The organism is Rhizobium sp. LjRoot98 (assembly GCF_964252935.1).
In the GTDB taxonomy this organism is placed as follows: Bacteria; Pseudomonadota; Alphaproteobacteria; order Rhizobiales; family Rhizobiaceae; genus Pararhizobium.
In genome coordinates this window covers 79035-94265 of the sequence record NZ_CAXUPW020000001.1, presented here as the reverse complement: position 1 = coordinate 94265, position 15231 = coordinate 79035, and the positions used below count along the sequence as shown (strand labels likewise).

General features: G+C 59.6%; 14 protein-coding genes and 3 tRNA genes. 13 read left to right on the top strand and 4 right to left on the bottom strand.

All coding sequences use genetic code 11. The features are described 5' to 3' along the window. Positions 1-19 precede the first annotated feature (19 nt). Complete coding sequence (locus ACSQ3J_RS00490; RefSeq protein WP_060502142.1) at positions 20-2212, top strand: esterase-like activity of phytase family protein; 2193 nt, start codon at positions 20-22, stop codon at positions 2210-2212. A gap of 97 nt (positions 2213-2309) precedes the next feature. Here ACSQ3J_RS00490 and ACSQ3J_RS00485 read toward each other — a convergent pair whose 3' ends face one another. Beyond that, positions 2310-2780, bottom strand: coding sequence for a MarR family winged helix-turn-helix transcriptional regulator (locus ACSQ3J_RS00485; RefSeq protein WP_060502141.1), 471 nt, complete (start codon positions 2778-2780; stop codon positions 2310-2312). Positions 2781-2977: 197 nt separating this feature from the next. Between ACSQ3J_RS00485 and ACSQ3J_RS00480 the strand changes: the two genes are divergently transcribed. From ACSQ3J_RS00480 to ACSQ3J_RS00465, 4 genes are all read left to right on the top strand, one after another. After that, complete coding sequence (locus ACSQ3J_RS00480) at positions 2978-4255, top strand: metallophosphoesterase family protein (RefSeq protein ID WP_060502226.1); 1278 nt, start codon at positions 2978-2980, stop codon at positions 4253-4255. After that, on the top strand, positions 4255-7728 hold the full coding sequence (locus tag ACSQ3J_RS00475; protein WP_060502140.1) for an ATP-binding protein: 3474 nt from the start codon (positions 4255-4257) through the stop codon (positions 7726-7728). Before ACSQ3J_RS00480 ends, ACSQ3J_RS00475 begins: the two co-directional genes overlap by 1 nt. A 121-nt stretch (positions 7729-7849) precedes the next feature. After that, the gene (locus tag ACSQ3J_RS00470; protein ID WP_060502139.1) at positions 7850-8248 is read left to right on the top strand and encodes a (R)-mandelonitrile lyase; all 399 of its coding nucleotides are present in this window, start codon (positions 7850-7852) and stop codon (positions 8246-8248) included. A 146-nt stretch (positions 8249-8394) separates the two neighbouring features. After that, positions 8395-8769, top strand: a complete 375-nt coding sequence (locus tag ACSQ3J_RS00465; RefSeq protein WP_060502138.1) for a hypothetical protein — start codon at positions 8395-8397, stop codon at positions 8767-8769. A 62-nt stretch (positions 8770-8831) separates the two neighbouring features. Here ACSQ3J_RS00465 and ACSQ3J_RS00460 read toward each other — a convergent pair whose 3' ends face one another. Beyond that, positions 8832-9089 carry a lipoprotein gene (locus tag ACSQ3J_RS00460; protein ID WP_060502137.1) on the bottom strand — a complete coding sequence of 86 codons (258 nt, stop codon included), beginning with the start codon at positions 9087-9089 and terminating at the stop codon, positions 8832-8834. Positions 9090-9282: 193 nt separating this feature from the next. After that, positions 9283-9358, bottom strand: a tRNA-Val gene (locus tag ACSQ3J_RS00455). Between the two features lie 407 nt (positions 9359-9765). On the opposite strand from ACSQ3J_RS00455, the gene ACSQ3J_RS00450 reads away from it, so the two are divergent. Then, a tRNA-Asp gene (locus ACSQ3J_RS00450) sits at positions 9766-9842 on the top strand. Between the two features lie 51 nt (positions 9843-9893). Further along, positions 9894-9970: transfer RNA gene (locus ACSQ3J_RS00445), tRNA-Asp, on the top strand. Positions 9971-10231: 261 nt separating this feature from the next. Here ACSQ3J_RS00445 and ACSQ3J_RS00440 read toward each other — a convergent pair. Continuing rightward, positions 10232-10495, bottom strand: a complete 264-nt coding sequence (locus tag ACSQ3J_RS00440) for a DUF982 domain-containing protein (RefSeq protein WP_060502136.1) — start codon at positions 10493-10495, stop codon at positions 10232-10234. Between the two features lie 546 nt (positions 10496-11041). On the opposite strand from ACSQ3J_RS00440, the gene ACSQ3J_RS00435 reads away from it, so the two are divergent. The 6 genes from ACSQ3J_RS00435 to nuoE are packed head-to-tail and all read left to right on the top strand — an operon-like array spanning position 11042 to position 15228. Beyond that, a complete protein-coding gene (locus ACSQ3J_RS00435) occupies positions 11042-11407 on the top strand; it encodes an NADH-quinone oxidoreductase subunit A (protein ID WP_037107729.1) in 366 nt (121 codons plus the stop codon). Then, positions 11398-11976, top strand: a complete 579-nt coding sequence (locus ACSQ3J_RS00430) for a NuoB/complex I 20 kDa subunit family protein (RefSeq protein ID WP_037107732.1) — start codon at positions 11398-11400, stop codon at positions 11974-11976. The genes ACSQ3J_RS00435 and ACSQ3J_RS00430 overlap by 10 nt, the downstream gene beginning before the upstream one ends. Before the next feature lie 17 nt (positions 11977-11993). Further along, positions 11994-12599, top strand: coding sequence for an NADH-quinone oxidoreductase subunit C (locus ACSQ3J_RS00425; RefSeq protein ID WP_060502135.1), 606 nt, complete (start codon positions 11994-11996; stop codon positions 12597-12599). 56 nt (positions 12600-12655) lie between these two features. Then, positions 12656-13846, top strand: a complete 1191-nt coding sequence (locus ACSQ3J_RS00420; RefSeq protein ID WP_037107744.1) for an NADH-quinone oxidoreductase subunit D — start codon at positions 12656-12658, stop codon at positions 13844-13846. Then, positions 13846-14109, top strand: coding sequence for a hypothetical protein (locus ACSQ3J_RS00415; RefSeq protein ID WP_436038515.1), 264 nt, complete (start codon positions 13846-13848; stop codon positions 14107-14109). The genes ACSQ3J_RS00420 and ACSQ3J_RS00415 overlap by 1 nt, the downstream gene beginning before the upstream one ends. A gap of 15 nt (positions 14110-14124) precedes the next feature. Then, positions 14125-15228 carry an NADH-quinone oxidoreductase subunit NuoE gene (nuoE, locus tag ACSQ3J_RS00410; RefSeq protein ID WP_436038514.1) on the top strand — a complete coding sequence of 368 codons (1104 nt, stop codon included), beginning with the start codon at positions 14125-14127 and terminating at the stop codon, positions 15226-15228. Positions 15229-15231: the final 3 nt, after the last annotated feature.

The following is a 15231-nucleotide window of genomic DNA, read 5'->3' as shown; positions in this document are numbered from 1 at the left end:
TTTACCAAGGGGGTTTATCATGAAGAGATTTTCGTTGACTGCGGCACTCGCCGCAGCGCTGGCCGCCTCGACGGCATCCGTGGCTCTCGCCGAGCCGGTCTTCAACCGTATCGCGTCCTTCGCGGTCGCCGACAACCTGCCTGAGGGCAAGGACAAGGCGACGCCGACTTCGGCCGAAATCATCGCCGCTTCCGAAGACGGCAATACGCTTGTTTACTCCGACAGCCCGAACAAGGCGATCGGCATCATCGACATCACCGACGCCAAGGCTCCGAAGGCAGCCGGTTCTGTCACCTTCGAAGGCGAGCCGACGTCAGTCGCGGTTGCCTCGGGCAAGGCGCTTGTCGCCGTCAACACGCGCGAAAGCTTCGTCAAGCCGTCGGGCCTCATCGCCCAGGTCGACCTCGCTTCGAAAAAGATCGACACGACCTGCGATCTCGGTGGTCAGCCGGACTCGATCGCGCTGAACAAGGACAGGACGATCGCTGCCATCGCCATCGAGAACGAGCGCGATGAAGAGGTCAATGACGGCGACCTGCCGCAGATGCCGGCCGGTGATCTTGTTCTCCTGTCGCTCAAGGATGGCATGGTCGATTGCGGTTCGATCAAGCATGTCACGCTGACCGGTCTCGCCGACGTGGCTGGCGAAGATCCGGAACCGGAATTCGTTTCCTTCAACAACCTCGACGAAGTTGCCCTCACGCTGCAGGAAAACAACTATGTCGTCATCATCGACGGCAAGACCGGTACGGTGAAGTCGCACTTCTCCGCCGGAACCGTCAGCCTCGAAGGTGTCGACACCAAGAAGGACGGTGCGCTGAAGTTCACCGGCGAGATGAAGGACGTTGCCCGCGAGCCTGACGCCGTGAAGTGGCTGGATGACAACCGCCTCGTCGTTGCCAATGAAGGTGACTGGAAGGGTGGCGCGCGCGGCTTCACCATTTTCAGCAAGGACGGCAAGGTTCTCTATGAGAACGGCGCGGGCTTTGAGCGCGAGATCGCCAAGATCGGCCATTACCCGGACAAGCGCAACAAGAAGGGTGTCGAGCCGGAGGGCTTGGAAGTCGCCAAGTTCGGTGACGACAACCTGTTCTTCGTTCTGGCAGAGCGCGCCTCCATCGTCGGGGTCTACAAGGACACCGGCGCAGAGCCTGAACTTCTCCAGCTTCTGCCGTCCGGCGTAAGCCCGGAAGGTGCCGTGGCCATCCCGGGCCGCAATCTTCTGGCGACCGCCAACGAAGTTGACCTCGTCGAAGACGGCGGCGCACGCTCGCATGTGATGCTTTATGAGCGCGCGGAAGGCGAGGCGGCCTATCCGCAGATCGTCTCCACCGAAAAGGACGGAGAGCTGATCGGTTTTGGCGCGCTTTCGGGCCTCGCACCGGTCAAGGACAAGCCGGGCATGCTCCTTGCCGTCAACGATTCTTTCTACGCTTCGCAGCCGACCATCTTCACGATCGACGCGACCGCCAAGCCGGCGAAGATCGTCGATGCACTGCGCATCACCCGCAACGGTGCTGCAGCTCAGAAGCTCGATAGCGAAGGTGTGACGCCCGATGGCGAAGGCGGCTATTGGCTGGCCAACGAAGGCGATGCCGACAAGCTCTACTCGCATGCCATCATTCATGTGACGGCGAAGGGCGAGATCGATAAGGAAATCGCCATTCCTGCCGAACTGCGCGCTCACGAAAAGCGCTTTGGCTTCGAAGGCATCACCAGCGTCGGTGAAGGCGACGACATGACGCTGTGGATGGCCGTGCAGCGCGAATGGGGCGATGACGAGAAGGGTTTTGTGAAGCTGGTTTCCTACAAGCCTTCGTCGAAGGAATGGGGCGCTGTGCGCTACCCGCTCGAAAAGACGGAAAGCGGTTGGGTCGGCCTGTCCGAAATCACGGCTCATGGCGACTATGCCTATATCATCGAGCGCGACAACCTGATCGGCCAGGCTGCCAAGCTGAAGAAGCTGTACCGCGTGGCTCTTGCAGATCTGAAGCCAGCCAAGCTCGGCGGCGACCTGCCGGTCGTCAAGAAGGAAGAGGTTCGCGACTTCATCCCTGACCTGAAGGCCACCAACGGTTACGTCGTCGACAAGGTCGAAGGCTTTACCGTCGATGCGGCCGGCAACGGTTTCGTGGTCACCGACAATGACGGTGTCGATGATTCCTCGGGCGAAACCCTGTTCTTCTCGATCGGTACGATGAACGCGATGTAATCGCTTAAGTCCTGGAAACGGAAAAGGCCGGAGCATGATGCTCCGGCCTTTTCTATTTGGTCTGTTCGCAGGCAAAAGGCTGTGGCGAGCGGGACGTTTATTCGGCGGCCTTGCTGCCAGCCTCTTCGGTTTCCTTGCGTTTGCGAATCTCTTCCGCCTTGACCACAAGCCGGCTGACGATGTCGTGCATCTGGTCGAGCTGCTGATCGTCAAGCGCCGAGAAGATTTCCTCGATCAGTTGCTTGCGCGGATGTTCGGCGGCTTCCAGAACGACGCGTCCGACATCGGTGATCGACACGATCTTTGCCCGGCGGTCTTCCGGATCCGGTTTGCGCACCACCAGCTTGTCGCGTTCCAACCCGTCGATGGCTTCCGTCACCGTCCGCGGCGCAAAATTCAGCGCGCCGGCGATATCAGTCGACCGGCAGGGACCAAGCTTGCTGAGGAAAAACAGGAATTTGCTGCGCGCCAACGACACGCCTTCCTCCGTCATCGATTCGTTGATGAGGCGGTGAACGCGATGGTAAAGCTCAAAGAGCTTGTCGGAGACTTCGAATGTGGATTTCATGATGTTTCATATGGATATTGTGAGGGGCCATGTCAAATGACGGTATTGTTAGCGTTATAGTCAAGTCTAATTCGGGACCCTTGCGCCAAGGTCCCGCATTTCCCCAATAATGTTGCTGTGTTGAAAGCGCTGAATAGACCCTGCGGCGAGGCATGTGTGGCATTGACGCAAGGCCGGACGGCAGGCCATGGTCCGCCATGCCCTTTCGTTTTGTCCATACCGCCGATCTTCATCTCGATTCACCCTTGCGCAGTCTTGCGTTGAAAAATCCGGAACTTGCGGCACTGGTACGCGGTGCGACCCGCACCGCCCTTGCAAGGATCGTAGACCTGTGCCTGGCAGAGAGTGTCGATGCCCTGCTGATCGCTGGCGATCTCTACGACGGATCCCAGACATCGATGAACACGGCGCTCTATTTGTCGAGCGAACTGCGCCGGTTGGAGGCGGCGGGGATCAGCGTGTTCCTCATTCGCGGCAACCACGATTCGCAGTCGGCAATGACCCGCGAGCTGACCTTTCCGTCCAATGTGCATGTGTTCGCTGGCCGGGCAAAGCCGGTGCTTGCCAAATCTCTCGGCGATGGCCGTGGCGTCCATATCCACGGCATCAGTTTTGCCAATCCGCATGCGCCTGACAGCCTCTTGCCATCCTTCCAGCCGCCGGTTGCCGATGCCGTCAATATCGGCATGCTGCACACCAGCCTTGCCGGTACGCCGGGCCATGATCCCTATGCGCCGACAAACGTGGCCGAACTGGCGCGACACGGTTTTGATTATTGGGCGCTCGGCCATGTCCACATGCGGCAGGTTCACTGTGAGAACCCGTTGGTCGTCATGCCTGGCATGCCGCAGGGGCGTGACATCAACGAGGCGGGGCCGAAGACAGTGACACTGGTTACCATCGGTGATGATGGTGTACTGGGGTACCGCGAGCATCCAATCGGACAGGCGGTATTCGAGCGTGTTGCGATCGACCTGACCGGCGTACAGGACTGGCGGCAAATGCTGGAGAGGGTAGGCGAAACTCTGCCGTCGCTCCGGAACGGGGCCGATGCTGACCATCTCATCCTCAGAATCTCACTGACCGGTACAACGCCGCTGGTCTGGAAGCTCAGGCGTGATCCCGATTTCCTCTTGGCCGAAATCACCAATCTTGGCGCCGGTCTCAATGGGTGCTGGATTGAGAAAGTCGATATCGATTGCCGGGGCATGGACGCAGAAACGACCTTGACCGGCCCTGACCCGGTGGAGGAACTGGCCAGCCTGATCCGCACCGACGTACTGACGTCCCACGCCTTTCGCCAGGAAGCCAGCGCAGTGCTCGATGAACTGTTGCTGCAGTTGCCGCGCGAATTGCGCGAAAGCCTGGCCGGGGACGAGAAGGCGGCCGTGCGGTTGGCCGAAACTGTCGCTCTTGCCGGCAGTGATGATGTGCTTGCCTATCTGCATGGCAGTGATGCGGGGGCCGATCTCTGATGCGTCTTAACCGTCTCGATCTGCTTCGCTATGGAAAATTCACCGGCCGCAGTCTGAATTTCGGCGACGCACGCCCCGGACATGCAGATTTTCATCTCGTCTACGGCCCGAACGAGGCGGGAAAATCAACGCTGTTTTCCGCTTTCCTCGATCTGCTGTTCGGCATCGAGCGGCTGAGCGGCTACGGTTTTCTGCATCCCTATGCGACCATGCGGGTCGGCGGCGTCATCGAGACCGGGGGCAGGGTGCATTCCGTCTCGCGGGTAAAGCGCAATCAGAACTCTCTGTTGGGGCCTGACGACCAGCCGCTGCCGGACAACCTGTTTTCAGCGGCCCTGGGTTCGATCGACCGGGCGACCTATCAGATGATGTTTTCGCTCGATGACGACAGCATCGAAAAGGGCGGCGAAAGTATCCTGAAAAGTGAAGGGGAGCTTGGCGCCCTGTTGTTTTCGGCCAGCTCCGGCTTGCCGGACAGCAGCGCCATCTTATCCGGGTTGAAAGCTCAGGCGGATGCTTTCTACAAGCCGCAGGGCCGGAAACATAAGCTGGCGGAGTTGAAAGCTGAGCTTGAGGCACTGAAGGACGAGAAAGCCGCCATCGATATCAACGCCCGCGAATTTGCCGCTTTGCGCAAGGTGCGCGACGCAGCTGCCGAGCGGCATGATGCCTCCGCAAAGGCACGGGCTGAACTGCGCGTGTCTCTCGATCACGCCCGCGACCGCATCGAAGCGCTGCCGATTCTCGCCCGATTGCGCGGCCAGCGTTCCGAGCTTGCTGCTTTCGCCGACCTGCCGGAGCCACCAGCCGCCTGGCATGCCCTTTTGCCGCAATTGCAGCGTGAGGAAACCACAATCGACGCCCGGTTGGTGCAGCTGGACGCCGATATCGACCGCAGAGCCGCTGAAGTCATTGCCATCGAGCGGGATGAGGCGGTGCTGGCGCTGGCTGGGGATATCCGCGATCTGGAAAATTCAGGTCTGGAAGCCCGCCACCGGACGGCTGCCAGCGATATGCCGAATCGGCTTGACGAGCGTGCCAAGATCGCCGCCGACATTGCTGTCCGTGTCGGTCGCCTCGAGCGGGCTGACATGCCTGATGCCGCTGCACTCATCCTGCCCGCCGCGATCGCCGGCCGGCTGCAAGATCTGGCACAGAAGCATGCCGCGCTGAACGAGCGGCTGGATGCTGCCCTGCGGGAAAAGACGCTTTCCGAGGCGGAAAATGCGGAAGCGCTCAAGGTTCAGGCGGCACTTGTGTCCGGCGGCTCTTCGCAGGGCGGGGAACCCGCTGCTTTGACTGACATGTTACGGACTCTGCGTCAGAATGATTGCCTGCTGCGGCAGCAGACGGCCAACCGTCAGATCGCAGCGCTGGAAGACCTCCTGGCTGACAAGCTTGCAACGCTGTCGCCCGCTTCGTTCGACGCTGATAGCCTGACGGTCATTTCCGTCCCCGAGGAAACCGACCTTGCCGAATGGACGGAGCGGCGGGCAACGCTGACGGAACAGCTGAAGCGGCTTGACGACCGTATTGCCGAAGAGGCGGCGCTGACGGCTGGCGATGAAGCCAAGCTTCACGAATTGACACGGACAGGCGGCTTTACTGCCGACGATGCCGCCTTGACGCTGCGCCAGGAGCGCGACCGTGCCTGGCAGGCGCATGCGGCACAACTGGACGCTGACAGCGCCCGCGTTTTCGAAAACGTGCTCAAGAAGGACGACGAGGCAGCGGCCCTCAGGCTGGCGCATTCGCAGGACCTTGCGCAGGCAAGGGGACTTTCGCTCTCCGTCGCCGAGCGTAACGGCAAGCTTTTGGCGTTCCGTCAGCAACATGAGGCGGCGCATGCCGCGATTGCCGCGCTAAGGTCGGAGATTTCGGCTGCAGCTGTTGAATGTGGATTGCCCGAGAATACCAAGCTGAACCAGCTGGTGGCGTGGCTTGGGCGGCGGGTGGCGGCGCTTGAGGTGCGTAACCAGCTGCGCACAGCCCAGCAGGACGCGCGGCTTGCCGTGGCGGATGAAGCCAAGGCCATGCAGCGACTGACAGAGGTGCTGGAGCACGGCGGTGTGGTGAAGGGCATGCCGGCGCGGTTGGAGGATGCGATTGCTTTTGCCGAGCATATTATCCACGATCTGCAATCCGCCCACCGGGCGCATGTCACGGCTGCGGAAACGGTGGAGCGGGCCGGGGCTGCGCTGCGCTTGCGCACGGCCGCATGGTCGGCCGCTTCCGAGGACATGGCGGAGTGGAGCACGCGTTGGCAGGAGGCTATTGGTGCCACGTGGCTCGCCGAGGCAACAACGCCCTTGTCGCCACAGGAGATTACGCCTGTCCTGACAATCCTTCAGGATCTGGACAAACTGATCCAGCGCAAGGCTGATCTCGATCATCGAATCGATGGCATGCGAAAAGATCAACTGGCCTTCGCAACCATTGTCCGGACGCTGGCTGAAAAACTTGCCATCGCAGTATCGGATGAACCGCTCCTCGTTGTTCAGACGATTCGCGACCGGTTGGCCGGTGCCGAGCGGCAGGAAACGTTGTTCCGGCGTCTTTCGGACGAGAATGATGCTCGCATCGCGGAAAGGCGGGCGCTGGGCGAATCGCGCGAACGCCACGACGCACAGAAGCGCGGCATGCTGGATCTGTTCGACAGCAGCTCGCTGCTGGAAGTCGGCGCCCATCTGGAAACGGTCAAGGCGCGTCAGCGACTGCGCGAGCGGATTGCCGAGGCTGAGGCCGATCTGGCCGCCCGGCTTGGTGTTGGACGTGCCGATGAAGCGGAAATGCTGCTGAGTGCCGTCGACGCAGACGGCCTACGGCTGGAAATGGCGGCCTTGCAGGCCCGGTTTGAACAGGCCGAGCGCGACGGTGCCGAATTGCATGCTGAACGGCGCGATGCCGAAAGGGCGCTGGCGGCCATCGGTGGCGGCGATGCAGCGGCCCATATCGAGGAAAAGCGCCGCACGGTGCTGGCGGAGATCGAGGAGCGCGCGACCGCCTATCTGCGGCTGCGCATGGGCATTCTGGCTGGTGAAACGGCGCTCAGGCTCTACCGCGAGCGTCATCGCAGCGCGATGATGCGCCGGGCGTCAACGGCGTTCAGCGTCATCAGCGGCGGTGACTATGTAGGGCTGACGACACAGGCCGAGAAGGGCGAGGAATTCTTGATCGCCAATGCTGCCGGTGGTGGATCGAAACTGGCGCGCGATCTTTCCAAGGGCACCCGCTTCCAGCTCTATCTGGCGCTGCGCATGGCCGGCTATCACGAGATCGCCACGACACGCGAATCGCTGCCTTTCATCGCCGATGACATCATGGAGACCTTCGACGATGGACGTGCCGGGCACGCCTTTTCCTTGATGGCGGAAATGGCAGGGGTTGGGCAGGTGATTTATCTGACCCATCATCAGCATCTCTGCGACATCGCCCGCACGGCCTGCCCGGACGTAACGATCCATACGCTGTGATTGTGGAGTTTGCTGAAGCGTGGTCTCGGATGTGACGGGGAGACATTGGGCCGGAACGCGCTATGTTCCGCCTATTAGTGACGTCCGCCGGATGGCGGCAAATATCAGGGAGCCTATCGCCATGGAGATCAAAGCTTGCGGATCGCGCCCATCCGTTCGCCCACCGGCAGATTATTTTACCGGCAACGTTCGGCAGGACCCGATACATGATGCGCCGGAGCCGGCCCGCATGCGCTGCGTGTCCGTCACCTTCGAGCCGGGAGCAAGAACGGCCTGGCACACTCATCCGCTCGGTCAGACGCTGTTCGTTACATCCGGTAGTGGCCTTGCCCAGACCTGGGGTGAGCCGGTTCGCGCAATCAAGGCGGGGGATACCGTCTGGTTTCCGCCGGGTGAAAAGCACTGGCACGGCGCCACTGCCACGACCGGCATGACCCATATCGCCATCCAGGAAGCGCTTGACGGCAAGGCGGTCGACTGGATGGAACTGGTGAGCGAAGAACAATACCAATCGGCGTGATGCGTCCCGGCACGCGCAGAACAAAACCAGGCCGACGATTCTTGCCGTTTCCGCGTTGCAATAGGCGGGAGAACACAGCTATCTGAAGACGAAGGTTTACGTCGCGGGAGCATGCGCCCGCAGACTGCCGCTGAAGGGTTCCGCCGATGTACAATTTTCATGTTGGGCAAAAGGTCGTCTGCATCGACGACAAGTTCAAGAACGTCTCGATCGATCAGGGCATCCGCAAAGGCCAAATCTATACGATTCGCTGGGTCGGGCCTTACAAGCATTACATCGATGGGGAATTCATCGGTGTGAAACTGGCCGAAATCCACCGGGGCAATGACGACGGGCCGGAAGGGTATGGCGCCGCCGACATGCCCTATCGCGCGACGCGGTTTCGGCCCTTGCTCAGGGACCGTCTGTCGGCGCTGAAAAACCTCCTGGCGCCGACGCCGAAGGGCGAAAAGCCCTATTTGCCGGACGCTCCGGAAGAACCCAAGCGCAAGGCGCCGGTCCGGAAAAAGGAAGAGGTTTAGCCAGCGACAGCGTCGCGCCTTGGATTTCAGGCCGTGAAATTCGTCCGCGAAGGCGGGCGGATTTAGTTGGGGTCGACGATTTGCTCCCTGCGCACGAGCCTCAGAGAGCGGTCAGGCTGGATGATGTAGGTTTCCTCGGCGCGCTTGCCATATTGGTCGTTCAGCTGGTGATGAAGGACGCTGCCGACCGGGGCTTTGGTCAACTTGGTTGCCGGCTGGCCGCCATAGGTGATGCTGCCAGGGATAGGGCTTATTTCGGGCATGGCGTTACAGGCAGTAAGGCCTGCAGCAAGCGTCGCTGCCAGAATTGCTTTCCTCATGTGATATTTCCCTCTTAACGCCTCGATACCCAGTCCCGGCTGTCCAGTCCGTGGAGGGGCAGGCTCCTTAATTTTGCTCGCCACAGATGGCAACGCCTCTGCCATATGGCAAGAGGCTCTGATGCTGCTGTTTAAGGAAACGCGCAAAAACACCCGGATGGAGGGATGCTGTCAAATTTAGATGAAAAGAAAATGGTGGGCGATGAGAGACTCGAACTCCCGACATCCTCGGTGTAAACGAGGCGCTCTACCAACTGAGCTAATCGCCCTTCGCGAAGCAGAAGCAGTGTCTGCCGCGTCGGTGGCCGTGATCTATGCGTATCGGCGGAAAACCGCAAGAGCGGATTGGAAGATTTTTTCGTTTTTTTTTCAAAGTCCCGGTATCGCTGGCTGTCGCCTGACAAATCGGATGTGGAAAACCGGCATTGCTACTGTGGAGACAAAAAGGGGAAGGGCGGCGGGACAAATTATGATCGAAACGGAGGTGCGTTGGTTGCTCCTGTGAAATTTTGAAGGACGCTTTTTCGAGCCTGTGGAAACAATTCGATGGCTGTCACTGTTTTGTCTCCAAACCTGCTTGACACCCAAAGACGAACCTCGTAGTTAGCCGCTCATCGAAACGGCCTAGCCGCTTCGAGCGGATGCAAAAGCATCTGGACGACTTGAAATGAAATGCGCGGGTGTAGCTCAGTTGGTTAGAGTGCCGGCCTGTCACGCCGGAGGTCGCGGGTTCGAGCCCCGTCACTCGCGCCATTTCAAGAATAGCAGTTTCTGCTTATGTCCGGGTGGTTTGTACTATAATGCGCGGGTGTAGCTCAGTTGGTTAGAGTGCCGGCCTGTCACGCCGGAGGTCGCGGGTTCGAGCCCCGTCACTCGCGCCATTTTCCGCTAAGATTTCAAATGCAAGTGTGATTTGAAAGCCGACGGGACCTCAGGTCCCGGTCGGTTCTTGCCGTCTTTTGACATGCGCGGGCGGCCGCATGAAGCTCGCATTTCCGCATGACGGCGGGGGAAGGGGCAGCCCACGATTCCTTCACGGTACGCAAATCTTCCGCTGCACCTTTGCGGGTAATGACGAAATTTGCGGCGGATGCCTATCGGGCAGGCCGGCCTCCCGCTATGCTAATGACGGGCCATCGTGATCAGGTGTTGATAGAGCGCGGCTTCACATAGATATGCGCTTCGATCGCCGCGGCGATCAGATCCTGCCGGACAAGTTCGGGCGGTTGTTTCCCTCGAAACGAATCGAGGCAGGTCATAACCGCCAGCTTGTAGCTGGGTCCACGCTTCTTCGGCCACTTGTTGAGCAGAAGGTCTGCGGCTTCCAGCGAGCTGGAGACGGTGATCACGTCTTGACGGTCGTTCAATTCGAATAAAACACTCTCATGCCAGGGAATATCGTCCATGAGCCGTCCCTCTATTAGGGTGATGTTGCCTATACAAGCTTGCGTGAAGGTTGTGTTTGTTCTTCAGGGTTGCGAAATGCGCTAAAGACAGCCTTCGGTGTTGCGCGGTCAGCCGTGGATTTTCGGGCGGAAGTGGGGCGGGCTCCATCGCCACCCATGCAAAACGCGGATAGGGGCCATGCAGTCTTGTTGCAGCTCCCGTTGGTCCGCCAGGTACGCTTTCATTGCTCCCGTCCGGGGTTTCTGCCTTCTGATTTCAATCGATTTTAGCGAGCGCGACCATATGTCCCCGGCGTTGCGGCGCAAGGGCTTGGCGCTCTGTCTTGCAAAGGGCTGCCGCGATTCCCTGGTATTTGCGCCTGCTCACTGGAGATGCTAGCTTTTGGGCGGTCTTCATTCCCGCGACACAAGGGGGTGAAAACCGTTCTCAAGGCTTGCACAGCGGCGCTGGCTGCGCTAACCACTTTGGCGTTGCAACATATTTTTCGGCCTGTGAGCCTTTGTTTTGCGCTTCTCCAGCGCGCCTCGCAGGCAGGGACGGATACAATGACAGATCTTCTCGGCTCCTACATTCCGATCGCGATTTTCATCGGTATATCGCTGGTTATCGGGCTGGCGCTGCTGATCGCGCCGTTCGCCGTCGCCTACAAGGCGCCTGACGACGAAAAGCTTTCGGCCTACGAATGCGGCTTTAATGCCTTCGATGACGCCCGTATGAAATTCGATATCCGATTCTATCTCGTGTCGATTCTCTTCATCATCTTCGATCTTGAAGTGGCGTTCCTGTTTCCTTGGGCGGTATCGTTCAAGGATATGGGCTGGTTCGGCTTCTTCTCGATGATGTCGTTCCTCGGGGTGCTGACCATCGGCTTTATCTATGAATGGAAGAAGGGAGCGCTGGAATGGAACTGACATCCAGCACGACGCTCGTTGCGCCAAAGCCGAAGGGGATCGTGGATCCCTCGACCGGCCAGCTGATCGGTAGCAACGACAAGTATTTCGGCGAGATCAACAATGAACTCGCCGACAAGGGTTTTCTGGTCACGTCGACCGACGAACTGATCAACTGGGCCCGGACCGGCTCGCTGATGTGGATGACCTTCGGTCTGGCCTGCTGCGCTGTCGAAATGATGCAGATGTCGATGCCGCGTTACGACGCCGAGCGCTTTGGCTTTGCACCGCGCGCTTCACCGCGTCAGTCTGACGTGATGATCGTCGCCGGTACGCTGACCAACAAGATGGCTCCGGCTCTGCGCAAGGTCTATGACCAGATGCCTGAGCCGCGTTACGTCATCTCGATGGGGTCCTGCGCCAACGGTGGCGGGTACTATCACTATTCCTATTCGGTAGTGCGCGGCTGTGACCGCGTTGTGCCGGTCGATATCTATGTGCCGGGCTGTCCTCCCACGGCAGAAGCGCTCCTTTATGGTGTGCTCCTGCTGCAGAAGAAGATTCGCCGCACAGGCACGATCGAACGGTAAGGGCAGGGGACTTGAACATGAGTGAAGCCCTGAACGGACTTGCTACTTACATTCGCGAAACACGCGGTGCGTTGATTTCGGATGCCGTCATCAGCTATGGCGAACTGACGCTGACGTCCACGGCCGACAACCTTATCGCGCTTCTGACGTTCCTGCGTGACGACGCCCGCTGTGGCTTCGTTAACTTCACGGATATTTGCGGTGTCGACTGGCCGCAGCGTCCGGATCGGTTCGACGTCGTCTATCACATGCTATCGCCGAAGCAGAACCTGCGCATCCGCGTCAAGGTTGCAACCGGCGAAGATCAGCCCGTGCCGTCGGCCTGCGCCGTCTATCCCGGCGCCGACTGGTTCGAGCGGGAAGCCTACGACATGTACGGCATTCTCTTTACCGGCCACCCCGACCTGCGCCGAATCCTGACCGACTATGGTTTCGAAGGTTATCCGCTGCGCAAGGACTTCCCGACCACCGGTTTCGTCGAGGTTCGTTATAATGATGAAGTCAAGCGCGTCGTCTATGAGCCCGTCGAACTGAAGCAGGAATTCCGCAATTTCGATTTCATGTCGCCCTGGGAGGGAACGGATTACGTTCTGCCTGGCGATGAAAAAGCAAACGCGAAGTGAAATGAAGGCCGAGGGCTCGCGAACATGCGGGCTTGTCAGGCTTGGAGCAAGCGGCAATGAACGAACATAACGTCCGCAATTTTAATATCAATTTCGGACCACAGCACCCTGCGGCGCACGGCGTTTTGCGGCTTGTTCTCGAGCTTGACGGCGAAATCGTCGAGCGTGTCGATCCGCATATCGGTCTTCTGCATCGCGGTACCGAAAAGCTGATCGAGACCAAGACCTATCTGCAGGCTGTGCCCTATTTCGACCGGCTCGACTATGTCGCGCCGATGAACCAGGAACACGCCTATGCGCTGGCGGTCGAGAAGCTGACGGCGACGGAAGTGCCGATCCGCGGCCAACTGATCCGTGTTCTCTACTCGGAAATCGGCCGTATCCTGTCGCATCTCTTGAACGTCACGACGCAGGCCATGGACGTCGGCGCGCTGACGCCACCACTCTGGGGCTTTGAAGAGCGCGAAAAGTTGATGGTGTTCTATGAGCGGGCTTGTGGCGCGCGCATGCATTCGGCCTATTTCCGTCCGGGCGGCGTCCATCAGGACCTGCCGCACGAGCTGGTCGAGGACATCGGCAAGTGGATCGATCCATTCCTGAAGACCGTCGACGATATCGATGAACTTTTGACCGGCAACCGTATCTTCAAGCAGCGCAACGTCGATATCGGCGTCGTGACGCTGGACGATGCCTGGGCCTGGGGCTTTTCCGGTGTCATGGTTCGTGGGTCCGGCGCCGCTTGGGACCTGCGCAAGTCGCAGCCCTATGAATGCTACGCCGACATGGATTTCGACATTCCGATCGGCAAGAACGGCGACTGCTTCGACCGTTACCTGATCCGCATGATCGAAATGCGAGAATCGGCCAAGATCATGCGCCAGTGCGTCAACCGCCTGCTTGGCGATGCCAAGGTTGGACCGGTGTCGTCGCTTGACGGCAAGATCGTGCCGCCGAAGCGTGGCGAGATGAAGCGGTCGATGGAAGCGTTGATCCACCATTTCAAGCTCTACACCGAAGGCTATCACGTGCCGGAGGGCGAGGTTTATGCAGCCGTCGAAGCGCCGAAGGGCGAATTCGGCGTCTATCTGATCTCCGACGGCACCAACAAGCCGTATCGTTGCAAGATCCGCGCCCCGGGCTACGCTCATCTTCAGGCCATGGATTACATCTGTCGCGGCCACCAGCTAGCGGACGTTTCCGCCATTCTCGGCTCGCTCGATATCGTGTTCGGCGAGGTTGATCGTTGATGCGCAGAATGGTCCTGACAGTTTTGGCCTCGACGCTTGCTGCAGCGCCTGCATTTGCGCAGGAAACCGCGCCGAAGTCCGGCGAACCTGCGATGAGCGGTTCGTCGGGTAGCGGCATGGGCAGGCTTCTGAGCCAAGGCTATGAGATCAGGGCCGCAGTGCCGAACGGCACGCGCTACATCGTATTTTTACAAAAAGACCAGTCAGCCTATGCCTGCGAATTCGTCACCCTGACGACATCGCGGTGCGGTTCGATTAACTGATAAGGTGCGGGAAGAATGTCCGTTCGTCGACTAGCCGAAGAAAACGTCCAGCCAGCGGCCTTTGCGTTCAGCAAGGAAAACGCCGTCTGGGCCAAGGCCACGATCAAGAAATATCCGAAGGGCCGCGAGCAATCTGCGGTCATTCCGCTGCTGATGCGGGCGCAGGAGCAGGATGGCTGGGTCACCAAGGCGGCGATCGAAAGCATCGCCGACATGCTGACCATGCCCTATATCCGTGTGCTTGAAGTCGCGACCTTCTACACCCAGTTCCAGCTGAAGCCGGTCGGCACGCGCGCGCACGTCCAGGTGTGCGGCACGACGCCATGCATGCTGCGCGGCTCGGAAGACCTGATCAACCTGTGCAAGAAGCGCATTCATCCCAATCCGCTGACGCCGAACGAAGCCGGCACGCTGTCCTGGGAAGAAGTCGAATGTCAGGGGACCTGCGTCAACGCCCCGATGGTGATGATCTTCAAGGACACCTATGAAGACCTGACGGTTCCGCAGTTGGAATACATCATCGACCGTTTCGACGCAGGCAAGGGCGTCGATGTCAAGCCAGGCCCGCAGATCGACCGTATCTTCTCGGCTCCTGTCGGTGGATTGACCACGTTGCTCACCCCGGAAAAGAAGCCGGCAGCGCCGCGCGCCAAGAAGGCCAGCGATGACGCCGCCGTCAGCGTGCCGCCATCGAACTCTGCCCGCGCCAAGACCGATGCCCCGGAAACCGATCCGACATTGAAGACACCGGTGACGGCAAAGTCCGAATCCGCTGCGAACGACAAGGTTTCTGGCGAAACCAAGGCTGAAGGCGGCGTTTCTGCAAAGCCGTCGCTCGAGGACAAGAACCGTCCTGCCGGCATTGCAAAGCCGGATGCTCCGGATGACCTGAAACTGATCTCCGGCGTTGGCCCGAAGATCGAAGGCACGCTCCACGAACTCGGCATCTTCACCTTCACGCAGGTTGCTGGCTGGAAGAAGGCCGAACGCGAATGGGTGGACGGCTATCTGAATTTCAAGGGCCGCATTGAACGCGACGATTGGGTCAAGCAAGCCAAGGCGCTGGCCAAGGGCGGCGAAGCCGAATACATCAAAGTTTTCGGCAAGAAGCCGCGATAAGTT